The organism is Streptomyces sp. NPDC060027 (assembly GCF_042737005.1).
GTDB lineage: Bacteria > Actinomycetota > Actinomycetes > Streptomycetales > Streptomycetaceae > Streptomyces.
Genome location: NZ_JBHWVI010000118.1, coordinates 13,978 through 27,075, shown reverse-complemented (window position 1 = coordinate 27,075; position 13,098 = coordinate 13,978). Strand labels below are relative to the sequence as shown.

The following is a 13,098-nucleotide window of genomic DNA, read 5'->3' as shown; positions in this document are numbered from 1 at the left end:
GAGACAGGTTCAACCCCATCTGGCGGCCGTACTCGATGAGCTTCGTCCGGCCCCGCTCGTAGGTGGCGTTGACCTTCTCCCACGGCTCGTTCGCCTCGAGGGCCGCCGTGGTAGCCGCATCCGTCTTCGCACCGAGGTCGGACAAGGCGGTCGCTGCGGCCTGCGCCTTCGGCGAGTTGAGGTCGAGCTCACCGTTCACCATCTTCAGCGAGTTGGCGTTGTCCTTGGCCGCCTTCGCCGCCGCATCGATGGACGCCTCGAACCCAATCATCCCGCCGAGATTCGCCCGGTTCACATCGTTCAGGGCGACGATCGCCTGACGCAGCCCGTCCGCCGCGGACTTCTGCTCGTTGAGCTTGCTCGTCGTGTCGATGGCCTGCTGCCCGAACAAGCCCATGCCCGCCGCAGCAAGATCCTGTTCGGCCTTGACCCCGGCGACCGCAGCCGTGTACTCGGGAAAGAGCTGGTTGATCTCCTTCTGGGAGTAGCCCGCCCCCTTGAGTGCCTCCTCGTACCGCTTGAAGCCATCTGCTGCCTGGTCGGCGTAGCCGCTGCTCGCCATCGAGGCGAACGCCTGGTCGAAGGACTTGAAGTCCTCCTTGACGGCTTCCAGGCCTCCCGACTTTCCGACGAGGCTGTCGATGCGCGGGATGATCGTGTCCAGGACCGGGCCGACACCCGCCATCCGTGCCCAGCTGGTGCCCTTGTCGAGGGCCTGCTGCTCGCCCTTCATCCTGCCGAGCTTGTAGATGAAGTCATCCATGCTGCCGAACGTGTTCTTGAGCTCGCCAGTCGTCTCGCCCGTCGCGGCCAGCGTCTTCAGCGAGGTGACGAGCTTGTCGACGTCCGGCGGTGCGCCCCGCGCCTTGGTGGCCAGCTCGTCGATGCCGACGGCTACAGCGCCCAGGATTCCCAGGCCACCGGCCACTTTGCCCAGAGTGCCGATGCGCTGCGTCACGCCGGAGATGGCGGAGCCGACACCGCCGAAGCGGGCCGCGCGCACGAACGATGACAGTCCTGCCGCCGCCTGTGATGTGGTGACGGCGGTCAGTGCGGCGGCGCCCATCTTGGCAAGCTTGAACGCCGTGTACAGCTGCAGGAACGTGCTGATCACTTCGGTCGGGACCGCGTTGACGAGCTTCGCCAGCGCGTTGGCCACCGTAAGAACGGTGACGCCCATGTCGGACGCGGCAACGATCAGATGGACGGCGGCCTTGGCGAGGTTCCCGAGGGTTTCCGCGACGATCGGCCCGTTCTCGCGGACGTAGGCCATGAACTCGCTGACGCTGGAGCTGACCTCGCCGGAGTCCAGGGCCTGCGTGAACTCGACCATTCCGAACGTGGCCCGAGCCAGAGCACCCGATGACCAGTCGGCGAGCTTGTCCATGAACCGTTCGAAGCCCGACGTCTGCATGCCGCCAGCGAGGACGTTCAGCATGTTGTCGATCTGCTCCGACGTGCCACGCACGATCGGCGTCAGACGGGGCAGCATCGCCTGGAACAGGCCCAAAGACTTCGTGACGACGGGCATGGTGTCCGAGGCCAGGGCATCGGACCAGTCGCGGTACTCGTCCTTGAGGACGGTCAGCGCTGCGGCTGCCTCGCGGGTGGCGGCCGGCATTTTTTTGAGGATGCGCTGCTGCGCGGCCTGCGCCTCGGCTGCCGCGGCTGAATGCTGGCCGTGCCCCTCAACGGCCTTGTCGTACTTGGTGGCGGCTTCCGACGCCTCCGACATGGATTTGATCTGGCTGATGACGGCCACAGTGAATGCGGTGACGCCCGCTCCTGCTGCCGCCGCGCCTGCCGCGATCGGCACCATGGCGGCGGCCACCGGGATGAGCGCGCTCCCCAGACTGAGGGCGGCCACCATGAGGTTGTTGGCGCTGTCGCCCGCCCCGTCGGCGGATGAACTGACGCTGCCAACGCGGCCCCGGAGTCCTCCCATTCCGGCGCCGACCCGGCGGACGGATCCGTCGAGGTCGTCCATGTCGCGGCGCAGTGTCCGTGACCGGTCGGAGAGAGTGTTGAGCCGGCCGTCGGCCGAATCGGCTCGGGTCGTCAGGCTCCGCAGCGCGGTGGCTGCTCGTGCGGTGGTGTCCCGCAGGTCGCCCATGGCTGCAGCAGTGGCGGCTGCCCGGCCGCGCAGGGTGCGGAGTGCACGGGAGGCGCCCTGCGCGGCGTTCTCCAGCTCGTGCAGGGCGACCGCCGCGGCGAGTACCCGTGTGGCGAGTGTGGCGAGGGCCTGCCCGGCGTCACGGGCGTGAGTCCGCAGATCCCTCATGGCCTGCGCCGAGGCGACGATCTGCGTACTGTCGCCGCTGAACGTGACGTCGAGGCGGATCGGGCCCTCCGCCTTGAGGTCCCGGATCGCCGCCCGGACCGATGCGACGCCGGCAGTGGTGTCGTCGTTGAGTTCCGCGGTGACACGGATGTCTCCGGCGACGGCGCGGAGACCGGTCAGGGATCGTTCGGCGTCCTGTGCCCGGTCGGCCATCTTGCCCAGGGCCCGGCCGGACAGGTCGGCCCGACGGCCCAGATCCTTGAGCGCGTTCGCGGCGGCCTGCGCGGATGGGCTGAGGCCGCCCATGGTCCGGATGAGGTCCCGGATTTCGTCCTTGGCGCTGCCGGTCCTGGCCTCGACCTCGACGTGCCCGGATGCGACAAGGAAGCTCATGCCGGGTTACACCTCCACGCGTTCGATGAGGCCGGGGATGACGAGGTTCATGGCGTCGATGGACACCTCGTCGGTGGCTTCGGGCGTGGCAGGTGCGGCTGCCTGTGCGGGTTGGTTCAGGCTGGTGGCGACGGCGGTCATGGCGCCGTCGTAGGCGGGTGTGCGGGCGGCGAGGGCGAGGAAGCGTCGGGCGTTGAGGCGCGTATCGGTTTCGAGGTCGATGCCGTAGATGGCGAGGAAGTCGGCGTCGATGTCGTCCCAGTACTCGACGATCCAGACGTGATCGGCTAGCTGTCCTGTGAGACGTCCGAAGCTTTTCCCGCCTCCTCCTCGCCGCGTCCGGCTCGCTTCGTCTGGTCGAAGAAGAGGCCGGTGACGGCCGTGATGACCTCGTCGAACTGCTCCTGGGTGATGTCCTCGTTCTCGTAGTGGCCGAGGAGGCGCGTGTACTGCTCCTTGCCGAGGACGAGTTCGGCTACGTACATGGAGCCGAACAGGGGGCCGTCTTGGCGCATCTTGTCGATGCCGAGGTACACGATCCGGGGGCTGATCAGCTTGGGGACGGTGAACTCGTGGTCGTCGATGTAGCAGAGCGGTACTCGCGCTTCCTCCACCGGCGGGGCGGCGGCGGTGGAGATGCGCAGCACGCCGTCATCTTCGGGCGTGGCGGGCACCGGAGCGGTGCGGGTCTTGGGCGCTCGGGTGGTCACGGTGGCTCCTAGCTGGTGGCGTCGATGAGCTTGAACGGGGCGATGGCGGCGGACACGTAGAAGCCCTGCCACTTGACGGTGAAGAGGGTCTGACCGTCTTTCTTGTAGGTGCTCTCGACCTTGTCGTTGGAGAGGCACCTGCGGATGATGTAGCGGCGGCGGAACTGGCCGGGTGCGTAGCCGTCGAGGATGACGGCCCGGTAGGTGGGCTGCGTCGCGCTCGATGCGTAGACCGGCTCGAAGGACTTGTAGCCCGTACCGGAGGCGGCGGTGCCGTCGTTGAGCAGGTACTTCAGGTTCTCCAGCGTGGCTTCGGCGAGGTTCGTCTCGATAGTGAAGAGGCGCTTGGTGAGCCTGCCGCCGACCTCGTCGACGACCTGGTCGACCTCCAGCGGCGTGTACGTCTGGTCGACGGTGAGCTTGACGCCGTCCTGCGTTCCGCCGAGGTCGGTCCAGGAGGACGCGGCCGGGGTCGTGTTGATCGCGGTGTCGAGGGGTTCGGTGGCTCCGAAGTTCCCGATGTACAGGTCGGCCGGACCCATGATCAGGTTGGTGGTGGTGACCGCCATGTCCTACTCCTTGCTCTTCGCTGCGGCGGGGGTCTTGGCCGGTGCGGCGGCAGGAGTTGCGGCAGGCTCCTCGTCGATGAGGACGCCCTGCCGCTTCAGGTCGAGGTACTCGGTGTCGGAGACTTCGAGCTCGACGTGGGGCTGCATGGTGGTACGGACCTTGGGCATGGCGCTCCTAGAGGGTGATCCAGTGCAGGGCGAGGTCGGCCTGGTAGCGGGCGAAGGACGAGTCGTCGCCCGGCATGCGCCGAGGTTCGGACGTGAAGTGCGCGGTGAGAACGCGGGCTTGGGGATAGCCCGGCCGCAGCGTGAGGACGCGTTGCAGTCCGGCCTGGTCGTAGGTCGCGGCGACGATCAGCTCCGCCAAGCTGGCGGCCCTGCCCCACGGGGGCTTCCCGGAGGCGAGGTTGACGGCGTAGCAGTCGACCTGGACGACCGGCTCGCGCAGCGCGTAGTACAGCTGCGGGCTGCCGCCGACCGTGCCGACGACGTGCACGAACCCGTTGGCCTCCCACGCCGAAGCGTCCGACGGCAGAGTCGTGGCGACCTGGCCCGGCTCGATCCCGGCCGCCGAGGACAGCCAGGCCACCGCGACGAGCTCCGTGTTGGCCTGCGGGGTGACGGCCATCAGAGCGCCTCCCGTCGCCGGTACAACGCCGGCCGCAGGAACGGCTGAGCTGGCGTGCCGGGGTGGTTGACGCGGGCCACGGGATGCCGGGCGCCCGGCCAGTACAGGGCCTTCGCGTTGCGTGGGGTGATGACGTGCGGGCTGGAGCCGAACTCGACCGTCATCCAGTACTCGACATTGCGGACCCCGACCCGCAGCGACAGGTCGTTGACCTCGTAATAGATCCGGGACCGCATCAGCCCGGTGTCGACAGCGGCGAACCGCTGGGCATCCGACTCGATGTCCAGGGCCAGCTTGTCGAGGAGGAGGGAGGTGGCGGTGTCGATCTCGTCCGGCCAACTGCTGTTGACGGTCAGCGTGAACGCACTGCTCATCTCTCCTGCACCTCCTCTACGGCTGGCGGGGTCTGGCTGCCTCGCCTGGCTGGCCGTTTACGGGCCGTGGTGCCGGGCGGGGCGGTGTCGCTATGTCGGAGCTATGCGGCTCGTCCTGTGCGTTTCAGGTCCGCGCGCAATGGCTGCGCGACGACGGGGCTCGAGTTCTTGGTGACGGCGACGACGATGTAGATCTCGTTGGTGCGTTCGTCCTTGATCCGGTCGTCCTCGGTGACGTCCGTGGTCGGGGGGAGCCGACAGACGTGGGTGCGGATGATCCGCGGCGTGCCAGTGACGGGCTCGCGTGCGGTCCGCGTCGACTCGATGAGCGAGGCGGGGATGCCGGACTTCAGGACGGTTGACGTGTCGGTCTCGTCGCCGAACGCGTCCTCGCCTGTTCCGCGGAGGACGCTGACGGTCGTCGTGGCCAGAGCGAGCATCAGCAGCCACCTCCGCCGAGTGGCCGCCAGCGCGGGTCGTTGTCGTCGGCGTCGACGCTGGTGAGGTTCATGCGGCGCGGGATGCCGCTGCCTGCTCCGGCCATGCGGCCGATGCGGAGCGCGCGGGTGCGGCGCCAGGACAGGCGGTCGATGCAGCGCTTCGCCATCGGCGCGAGGACGAGGGCGTTGTTGTGCTGCATGGTGGCGACGACGCCGTCCTGCTGCACCTGGGAGACGTCGATGTTGGTGAACGCGTCGGGGTGCTGGGTGATCCATGCCGCCTGGTAGGCGACCGCCAGCTTGAGGAGGCGCAGGTTCTTTGGCCTGATGTTGCCCGCGTCGGAGGCGTCCTCGGTCGTGTCGGCGAACACCTCGACGAGGGCCTGGGCCTGCTCGACCTGAGCTGCTGTCGCGTTCTGTCCGGCGTAGGTGATGACGTCACTGGTGGTGGCCCACGCCATGTCAGGTCACCTGCCTGACGGATACCTCGTACACCCAGCGGCCGTCGACGGTGGCTGCCAGGCGGGCGTCGCCGCGGGGCAGGTGCCCGGCTTCGACGGCGGCCTGGGCGGTGGCCTGCCGGTGGGCGAGGTGGGTTTCCTCGTCGGGCCCGCCGGGCTCGGCCTCGAAGTCCTGACGGAAGGCGCGGGGGCTGGCGCTGGCTGCGCCTGCCTGGCTGATCGTCTCGGCGCTGACCGCGGTCTTGCGCACCGCTTCGCCGGACAGGACGTACTCGCCTTCAGCAAGGGAAGGCTGCTGCTCGCCGTCGTGGCCGGTGAGGCGCTGGATGAGGTCGGCGCGGGCGCGTGCGGTGCCGAGGCCGCGGCGCGCGCTCTCCGCCCGCAGCTCCGTCACACTCATCTGCTCGTAGTCCACAACGCCCTCATCTCTGGTCTGCGGTTCACCGGCGCCGCCGGGGTGGCACCCACCAATCCCCGGCGGCAGTCCGTGAGGGCTAGTCGGTGATCCGCTCGAGGATCGAGAACGCGGCCTCGTGGCCGAGCTGGAAGCCCTTGCGCACGCGGATCTTCACCGCGGTGTCGTCGGTGGTGTCCTGGGCGCGGGCCTTGTCGACGAGGATCTCGCCGTTCGACCGGTCGCCCCGCTTGAGGAAGCCGCGGTTGCAGAAGACCAGCAGGTCGTTGCCGGTCGGCGACTGGGTGTTGGTCGCGCTCACCTTGCAGCCGCGGGACCAGGCGATCGGCGCGTTGAACAGGGTGTCCGGCGTGCCGGCGAGGCCCTGGACGAAGATGGGACGGCCCTGCGAGTCGAGGCAGTTGCGGAGCGCGTCGCGCCAGCCGGGGGCGGCGATGACGAGCTGGTCCGCCATGGACCAGTACTTGCCGGTCTCGACCTTCTTGAAGGTCGCGCTGAGCTTCTCGTACAGGGAGAGGCCGGACGCGGATGCCGAGTAGGAGACGTTGTCGTCGTCCCACGTCAGGTAGTTCGCGTCGGCCGTGTACGAGGTGGCGGAGTTGGTGGTGCGCAGCGCCTTGTACACGGACGTGAAGGGGACCGTGGAGCCGTTCTCTGCGGCGCTCACGCCGAGGCAGGCGTTGTCGAAACTGTCGGCGTAGGAGATCGCCCAGTCCATGCCCTTGGTCTGGATGGTGTCGATGACGCTGTCGGCGTCGGCGAGGTCGTCCTCGTCCACGACGAACAGGGAGTTGAACTTGCGGGCGGTGAGCGTGACGTAGTCGTTCGTCGACGCGTCCGCGGTGTAGGTGGAGCCGACGTTGACGGCCAGGCCGCTGCTGCGCAGGACGCGCTTGGTGGCGGTCGTCATGGTGTGGGGGCGGGCATACCGTTCGACGGCGGAGTCCATCTGGACCCGGGTGATGACGGTGTCGTCCCACTCGATCGGAATCCAGTTGTCGATGATGTCTGTGCTGGCCACGAGGGCACCTCGGAATGAGACAGGGGCTCACGGCCCGCATGGGTGGGGTGGGTGCCCTACCTGGGCGGACCTGTGAGCGTCCCGCTCGTTCCTGTTCAGACCCGGGGGTCTGGTGGTGCGTGCCCTGCCTGGGCGTCAGCCGCGGAGGATCTTGTCTGCTACCTGTTCGGCCCAACCCTTGGGTTCCGGCTTCGGTGCAGGCTTGTCGGCTGCCTCAACCTTAGCCCCCGTTACTCCATTCTGGCCAGAACCGCCAGCCCCGTTGGCCGCATTGGCAGAGTTGCGGGTGCGCCTGAAGAACTCCGGCCATTCCGACTTCAGGCCGTCCAGCTGCTCCGCCAGGCCGACGATCTCTCCGCCGTCGAAGTCGACGTCGTCCACGTCGATCAGCTTCATGAGGCTGTCGAGGCGCTGCCCGTTCCAGCCCGCCTCCGTCAGCGCCTTGTTGAAGCCGACAGCGAAGGTCCGCATCTGACGGCGTCCGGTGAGCTGCGCCTCGGTGACCGCCTTCTCCACAGCCCGCTTCAAGTCGGCGGGGTTCGCGGCCTGCGCCTGCTGGTCATCCTGCTGCACGGCCGGTGCAGTCACGTCCGGCTCCTCCGGCTGGAGACGCTCGCCGGTGCGGGGGCTGAACCCGGCGGCCATCAGCCACTTGCGGCGGTCGCGAGCCTCGGCGGACGCGCGGACCTTCTCCGACTGCACCCGCTCCCACTCCTCCCGGGTCGGCGGGGTCCAGTCGGCGACGGGAGCGTCGTCCACGTCCGTCTCCTCCGGGACGGGAGCGTCGTCGTCGGGCGCCGGCGGCGTCGCCCCATCGTCGCCGCCGTCGGCGTAGCAGACGAACGGGCTGCTGTACGGGTGCGCCCAGCCGGACGGAGGGGCGGAACGGGCAAGGGTTCGGGGTGCCATGTGGTTCTCCTTCAATGACCCGTACCGGGGCCGGTAGCGGGAAAGGTGCGGTCCTCGAACCGGCCGGCGCGCACGGCACCTGCGGCGAACTCAAGGACGGACTTGGGCAGTCGGACACCGGTGCGCAGCAACTCGCGTGCGGCACGGACACGGGCGGCGTTGGATTCAGGGGGCAGGGACCAGCCGCGGGCGATGGACCGCCACGCCTCACGCCGCAGCACCTCGGGCAGCGAGGGCACGCCAGGCTGTGCCCAGTCGTCGTCCCATGCAGCGAGTCGGCATCGGCAGTGAGGGTGGAGAGGTGGCCCGGAGACCGCTTCGTCGCGGCCTCGCTGGTTCGGATCCCACGACAGGCCAGCGGGGAAGTCGGCGTCCGCGTCGACGACCTGTCCGGCGTAGGCGGCGCAGCTGACGCAGGCATCGCGTTCAGCGACCCACACCTTCTTTGCCCCGGCTGCACGGATCTGTTCGGCGATGCCGTCGTTGACGGCCTCGTTGACGGTGTGGGTGATCGCGGCCTTGATCTTGCCGATGACTCCGCGGGCCCGCCCGACAGCGGCAAGCGCACCCGTGACGCCGAGGCGCCGCACGAGCTTCGCCTTCAGCAGGGCGAGCGCCCCACGCTGCTGCTCGTCGACGATGCCAGGCAGAGCGCTGGCGGAGCGGCGCACAGCACGGGACGGACGGGCATCAACACCCCGCGTCCGGCGCCCGGTGAGGCGAGAAAGAACCTGCGAGCCCTGCGCCACCCCGAGAGCAACCGCCGGGGAGAGCGCGTCCTCGAGGGCTCGACCGGCCCGCTTTCCGAGGCCCTTGAAGAGGCGGGCAATCGCGGTGCGGACCGCGGCAAGGATCCGCTGCAACAGCTTGTCATCGCCCGCGTCCGCCCGCGGCCCGCCGAATAGACGGGTCCACATGGTGGTGGTGTCCCGGGACAAGCGGGTGAAGTCCTCGTCCAGTCCGCCGACGGCCTGGCGGATCGCGGCCTCTTCGATGGCCTGGATGGCGTCGGTGTGCGGGCCCTGGATGAGGCGGGCGACTTCCTCGTCGCGGCTAGCCACCGGCGGTCAGCTCCCGGTCGGTGCGCTGCGCGGCGGCGAGCACACCGTCGAGGATCGTCGCGACCTGCTCCTGAGTCACGGCGCCGAGGGCAACACCGGAGCCCAGCCGCTGCACGGCGTCGCCGAGCGTGGCGAGGAGCTCGACGCGGCGCTGGAGTTCGGCGTCGTCATCCAGGTTGGCCAGCCAGCCGCTGACGATCTCCGGGGCGTACCCGGCTTCGATGAGGGCGCGTTCCCGCGGAACACCGGCGTCGATCTTCGCCTTGATGGTGGCCCAGCCTTCGGCGTCGCTGACCTGCTCGGCCGGCGCCCACGCCACGGTGACTGTGATGTCGTCGTCGTAGCCGAGGAGGCGCAGCGCGAACTCGAACGCGTCGGCATGCGTGGCACCGAACGAGCGCTGCCGCGACTGGACTTTCGCGATCAGTGGGCCGTTCGCTTCCCGCCGCGACTCGCCGGAGATCCGGTCGCCGGTGGAGTCGAAGATGTGCATCGGCGTGTCCGTGACCTGCGCCATCGCCTTGATGTACCGGTCGAACGGCTTCATGTAGATGTCGGGGTTCGCCGCTTCGAACTGGCCGACAGTGCGGTAGCCCTGCAACTGCCAGAACTCGCCCGGGTCGTTGCGGAGCTGCGATCCGTTCAGCGGCGACTCGGGGTCCCCGCCGACGTCTTCCGGGTTGTCGGGGTCGAAGTCGGACTGCTGCCCGGACTGGTCGAGCGTCGGATCGATCAGCCCGTACCGCTGGGGAAGCGACTGGTAGTCGACCGTCGCCGCGTGGGAGACCACCAGCTTGTTGATGATGGCTTGCGGGCCGTAGGCGGCGTAGTGCTCGGGCCGGCCGTAGGGGCGCGCGGTGCGGTAGTGGAAGAACGGGACCTCGCCGTATGGATTGGGGAGCGTCCAGTCCTGGTCGTCGCCGGTGTACGGCGTCCACCTGTCGTTCTTCTGGCTGTGCTTGCCGTCCCACACCCAGCGCTCCACGCGGTCCGCGTAGTACAGGTCGGCGCGGATGACTGGCTTCTTGACGGTGCCGACGTTCCACGACTTGATCGCGAACGCCTTCGTCAGCGGGTTCTCCGTGTCGTAGATGACGCGGACCGTGCCGGGCCCGTTGACGAACATGTCGACGCCTTCGACGTCGCCGCGCTCGTCCAGCTCGGGCCACACCATCAGGTAGGCGTCACCCATAGAGCAGGCCCGCACGTGCAGGCCGGGGATCTCCTCGTCGAGCTGATTCCGCTTGAACAGCTCGCCGATGTCAGCGTCGGCATCCTCATCACCGGTCGTGACCGCGGTGACGTGGAGCCGGTTCGTGACCGCGGTGACGGGGATGCGGGCGAAGTTGACCTCGTCCAGCTCGTCGAGGTTGCTCTTCTTGAGCATCTTCGCGACCTTGTCCGACGCGAAGATCTCCTCGACGTCGCCGTCGAAGTAGGCCTCGGCCTTCGCGTAGGCAGGCCTGGCTGCGGACAGCTCGGCGTAGGCGTTGATCAGATCTGGAGTGCCAGCCATCAGGCAATCACCTCGGGCTCACGGACCGCGCGGCGGCCTTCGGGCGGGCAGGGGGCTTCAGGAATCTCAGGACCGCGTTGCCGACCGAGTCGACGAGGTCGTCGTTGGGGGCCTTCGGGAACGCGACCATCTGCTCCTCGAGCGCAGACAGCGGCTCGGCATGCATGACCCGGGTGGGGATCAGCTGGTACAGGTTGAGGAGCCGCTCGGCGCGGGTCTCCTTCTTCTCGCTGTTGTGGACGGTGACGACCTTGACGGGCAGGTCGTGGAAGATCTCGAGCCACAGGTCGCCGCCCTGGTTCGACTCGACGAGGATCGCTCCGACCTCGGGGAAGGAGTCGAGGATCTGCAGGACGCGGGTGCGCAGCGGCTCGCCCTTTAGCTTCACGGCCTGCGCGAACTTCACCAGGCAGCGGGCGGGGAGGGCTCGCTGGTCGGCGGTCGCGGGCCGGGCGGGTGCCCAGCTGACGACGGACAGGCCGGTGAAGTCGCTGGTCTTCTTGGTGGTGACGGCGCCGTCGACGGACAGGTAGGTGCGTGCCGTTGGGAAGGTGCCGTAGGTGAAGTCGGTCTCGGACCAGTAGGCGCCGTCGGCGGCCATCGGGTCGTTGAGGTAGTTCTTCCGGTAGCTGCGGGTGTGCTCGATCTTCTTCAGGAAGTCGAGCGGCCACTTGGCCGGCCACATCGACCGTTCGCGGCCGTAATCGTCGGCGACGATCGGCAGGTGGTGGTGGACGCGGAACTGCTGCTCCCCCACCCACGCGTTGCCTTCGGTCCGCTCACCCTTGCCCCACTTCACCAGTTGGTGCGTGATGCTGCCCGGCATCGTCACCGTCCCGGACAGGACGACGCGGGCGTAGATGTTCAGCGGCAGGATGGCGTCGGTGACGGTCTTCAGTCGCTTGTCCGCCTGGTAGGCGCTGTAGCTGGACTCGTCGGGCTCGACGTCGTCCAGGAGCAGGAGGTCGGGACGACGCTCGCCGACCTTCATGCCGAGCGAGCTGGCGTCGATGCCCTTCGCCGCGAACACGAATCCGTTGGCCCGGATCACCATGTGCTTGGCGTCGGATTCGGACGCGCCGGAGGGGCGTCGCCCCGCGGTGCAGAGGTCGGGGTAGTCGCGGCGCAGCGCCGTGTTGCCGTCGACTTCCTTCCGGAAGGTTCCGAGGTGCATCTCGGCTTGCGGCCCGGAGTCGGCGAACACGGCGGCGAACTTGACGTGCCCGTGTGCGGCAACCCACAGCGGCAGGATGAACAGCATCCAGGTCGACTTGCCGGTGTCGCGGGGGGCGAGGAAGGCGTCGCGCTGCTCCATCGGTCCGGCTGGGGGAACAGCCCACTGGCGGGCGAGACGGACCCATTGGAGGTGGGCGTCGGCGAAGGTGATGCTGCCGTCGGGGGCGCGGAGGTGGTGCAGGCAGTAGAGGACGGCGAAGAGGAGGGGGTCAAGGCGGGTAGCTTCGATGCGGGCATCGCGGTATTTGAGGCTGCCGTCGAGGAGGCGGGCGTCGATGCTGGCGACCCAGGCGCCGAAGTCGAACGTGTCGGCGGTCGCCGTCTCGTCGTATGGGTCGGCGATGCCCGGGTGGTCGACGGCTGTTGTCACTCGCCGTTCTCCCGCCGCGCGCGCAGGCCGTCGGTGACGTTGGTGTTCTTGGCTCGCATCTCGGCGACCATTTCCTGCAGTTCGATGTCCTGCTGGGTGGTCTCGGTTACCTGTACCTCGGTCTTGGCGGGGGCGTCGATGCCGAACACCCGGCGCAGGGCTGCGGCGTTCCGCTCCCGGGCGTCTTCGATCTTGATGAGTCGGTCGATGGCGGCGAGGACGGGCCCGTCGTCGGGGAGGGGTGCGCCGTCGAGGCTGATAATCCGCCCGTTGTTGACGGTGATGTGCTGGCGCTCGAGCACTTGCCGGGCCGCGTGCTCCAGGGTGTCGAGGCGGGCGTGCGCGGCTTCAAGGCGTTCGACGATGAGGGCACGCCAGGCGTCGACCTTGGGGTCGACCCGGCGTCCGGCTTCCTCGCGGACGAGGTCGCGGGCCGTGGTCCAGGGGATGCGTTCCCCGCCTGTCGGCCCGCCGGGTTCGGCGGTGATCGTTTCGATGGCGCGGAAGGAGTGGCCGCCGAGCTTGAGGTCGAAGACGATCGCGGCCTGCTCGGCGCGGGCTGCCGGGTTCTTCCGGTTGTACGGTGCGGGTCCGCCGGCCATCGTCCGCCCTCCTCAGGCTTGGATTGGCGCGATACGCCAACCCATCACCTTTGAATCGTAGGACATCGACGCACAATAGTCGCTACTTCACCAGGGAAACACCCTGCTCGTG

15 protein-coding genes and 1 pseudogene are annotated in these 13,098 nt (G+C 68.6%); all 16 read right to left on the bottom strand.

Annotation, left to right across the window (positions count from 1 at the left end; genetic code table 11):
• A pseudogene (locus ACFWBT_RS26285) lies at positions 1-2,674 on the bottom strand (hypothetical protein); the annotation flags it as partial.
• 6 nt (positions 2,675-2,680) lie between these two features.
• Entirely contained in the window at positions 2,681-2,815 is a 135-nt protein-coding gene (locus tag ACFWBT_RS26280) for a hypothetical protein (protein WP_385704733.1), read from the bottom strand.
• Positions 2,816-2,961: 146 nt separating this feature from the next.
• Positions 2,962-3,384 carry a hypothetical protein gene (locus tag ACFWBT_RS26275; RefSeq protein WP_385704731.1) on the bottom strand — a complete coding sequence of 141 codons (423 nt, stop codon included), beginning with the start codon at positions 3,382-3,384 and terminating at the stop codon, positions 2,962-2,964.
• A gap of 8 nt (positions 3,385-3,392) precedes the next feature.
• Positions 3,393-3,953, bottom strand: coding sequence for a hypothetical protein (locus ACFWBT_RS26270; RefSeq protein ID WP_385704729.1), 561 nt, complete (start codon positions 3,951-3,953; stop codon positions 3,393-3,395).
• Positions 3,954-3,956: 3 nt separating this feature from the next.
• A complete protein-coding gene (locus ACFWBT_RS26265) occupies positions 3,957-4,121 on the bottom strand; it encodes a hypothetical protein (RefSeq protein ID WP_385704727.1) in 165 nt (54 codons plus the stop codon).
• Between the two features lie 7 nt (positions 4,122-4,128).
• The gene (locus ACFWBT_RS26260; RefSeq protein ID WP_385704725.1) at positions 4,129-4,581 is read right to left on the bottom strand and encodes a hypothetical protein; all 453 of its coding nucleotides are present in this window, start codon (positions 4,579-4,581) and stop codon (positions 4,129-4,131) included.
• Positions 4,581-4,955 (bottom strand): HK97 gp10 family phage protein, encoded by a 375-nt coding sequence (locus ACFWBT_RS26255; protein WP_385704723.1) that lies wholly within the window; start codon positions 4,953-4,955, stop codon positions 4,581-4,583. Before ACFWBT_RS26255 ends, ACFWBT_RS26260 begins: the two co-directional genes overlap by 1 nt.
• Before the next feature lie 101 nt (positions 4,956-5,056).
• Entirely contained in the window at positions 5,057-5,395 is a 339-nt protein-coding gene (locus ACFWBT_RS26250; protein WP_385704721.1) for a hypothetical protein, read from the bottom strand.
• Positions 5,395-5,856, bottom strand: coding sequence for a hypothetical protein (locus ACFWBT_RS26245; protein WP_385704718.1), 462 nt, complete (start codon positions 5,854-5,856; stop codon positions 5,395-5,397). Before ACFWBT_RS26245 ends, ACFWBT_RS26250 begins: the two co-directional genes overlap by 1 nt.
• A 1-nt stretch (position 5,857) precedes the next feature.
• The gene (locus ACFWBT_RS26240; protein WP_385704717.1) at positions 5,858-6,256 is read right to left on the bottom strand and encodes an SAP domain-containing protein; all 399 of its coding nucleotides are present in this window, start codon (positions 6,254-6,256) and stop codon (positions 5,858-5,860) included.
• 94 nt (positions 6,257-6,350) lie between these two features.
• Complete coding sequence (locus tag ACFWBT_RS26235; protein ID WP_385704714.1) at positions 6,351-7,292, bottom strand: phage major capsid protein; 942 nt, start codon at positions 7,290-7,292, stop codon at positions 6,351-6,353.
• Positions 7,293-7,427: 135 nt separating this feature from the next.
• A complete protein-coding gene (locus ACFWBT_RS26230) occupies positions 7,428-8,051 on the bottom strand; it encodes a hypothetical protein (RefSeq protein ID WP_385704712.1) in 624 nt (207 codons plus the stop codon).
• Positions 8,052-8,212: 161 nt separating this feature from the next.
• Positions 8,213-9,262: a hypothetical protein gene (locus ACFWBT_RS26225; protein WP_385704710.1), complete on the bottom strand. Its 1,050-nt coding sequence runs from the start codon at positions 9,260-9,262 to the stop codon at positions 8,213-8,215.
• The gene (locus tag ACFWBT_RS26220; RefSeq protein ID WP_385704709.1) at positions 9,255-10,778 is read right to left on the bottom strand and encodes a phage portal protein; all 1,524 of its coding nucleotides are present in this window, start codon (positions 10,776-10,778) and stop codon (positions 9,255-9,257) included. Before ACFWBT_RS26220 ends, ACFWBT_RS26225 begins: the two co-directional genes overlap by 8 nt.
• A gap of 7 nt (positions 10,779-10,785) precedes the next feature.
• Positions 10,786-12,384, bottom strand: coding sequence for a hypothetical protein (locus ACFWBT_RS26215; RefSeq protein ID WP_385704707.1), 1,599 nt, complete (start codon positions 12,382-12,384; stop codon positions 10,786-10,788).
• Positions 12,381-12,986, bottom strand: coding sequence for a hypothetical protein (locus tag ACFWBT_RS26210; RefSeq protein WP_385704705.1), 606 nt, complete (start codon positions 12,984-12,986; stop codon positions 12,381-12,383). The genes ACFWBT_RS26215 and ACFWBT_RS26210 overlap by 4 nt, the downstream gene beginning before the upstream one ends.
• Between the last annotated feature and the right edge of the window lie 112 nt (positions 12,987-13,098).

Excerpts from the sequence above, each read along its gene's own strand:
- ACFWBT_RS26280 (WP_385704733.1), bottom strand. The coding sequence starts at position 2,815 with ATGACCGCCGTCGCCACCAGCCTGAACCAACCCGCACAGGCAGCCGCA.
- ACFWBT_RS26270 (WP_385704729.1), bottom strand. The coding sequence starts at position 3,953 with ATGGCGGTCACCACCACCAACCTGATCATGGGTCCGGCCGACCTGTAC.
- ACFWBT_RS26265 (WP_385704727.1), bottom strand. The coding sequence starts at position 4,121 with ATGCCCAAGGTCCGTACCACCATGCAGCCCCACGTCGAGCTCGAAGTC.
- ACFWBT_RS26260 (WP_385704725.1), bottom strand. The coding sequence starts at position 4,581 with ATGGCCGTCACCCCGCAGGCCAACACGGAGCTCGTCGCGGTGGCCTGG.
- ACFWBT_RS26255 (WP_385704723.1), bottom strand. The coding sequence starts at position 4,955 with ATGAGCAGTGCGTTCACGCTGACCGTCAACAGCAGTTGGCCGGACGAG.
- ACFWBT_RS26250 (WP_385704721.1), bottom strand. The coding sequence starts at position 5,395 with ATGCTCGCTCTGGCCACGACGACCGTCAGCGTCCTCCGCGGAACAGGC.
- ACFWBT_RS26245 (WP_385704718.1), bottom strand. The coding sequence starts at position 5,856 with ATGGCGTGGGCCACCACCAGTGACGTCATCACCTACGCCGGACAGAAC.
- ACFWBT_RS26240 (WP_385704717.1), bottom strand. The coding sequence starts at position 6,256 with ATGAGTGTGACGGAGCTGCGGGCGGAGAGCGCGCGCCGCGGCCTCGGC.
- ACFWBT_RS26220 (WP_385704709.1), bottom strand. The coding sequence starts at position 10,778 with ATGGCTGGCACTCCAGATCTGATCAACGCCTACGCCGAGCTGTCCGCA.
- ACFWBT_RS26210 (WP_385704705.1), bottom strand. The coding sequence starts at position 12,986 with ATGGCCGGCGGACCCGCACCGTACAACCGGAAGAACCCGGCAGCCCGC.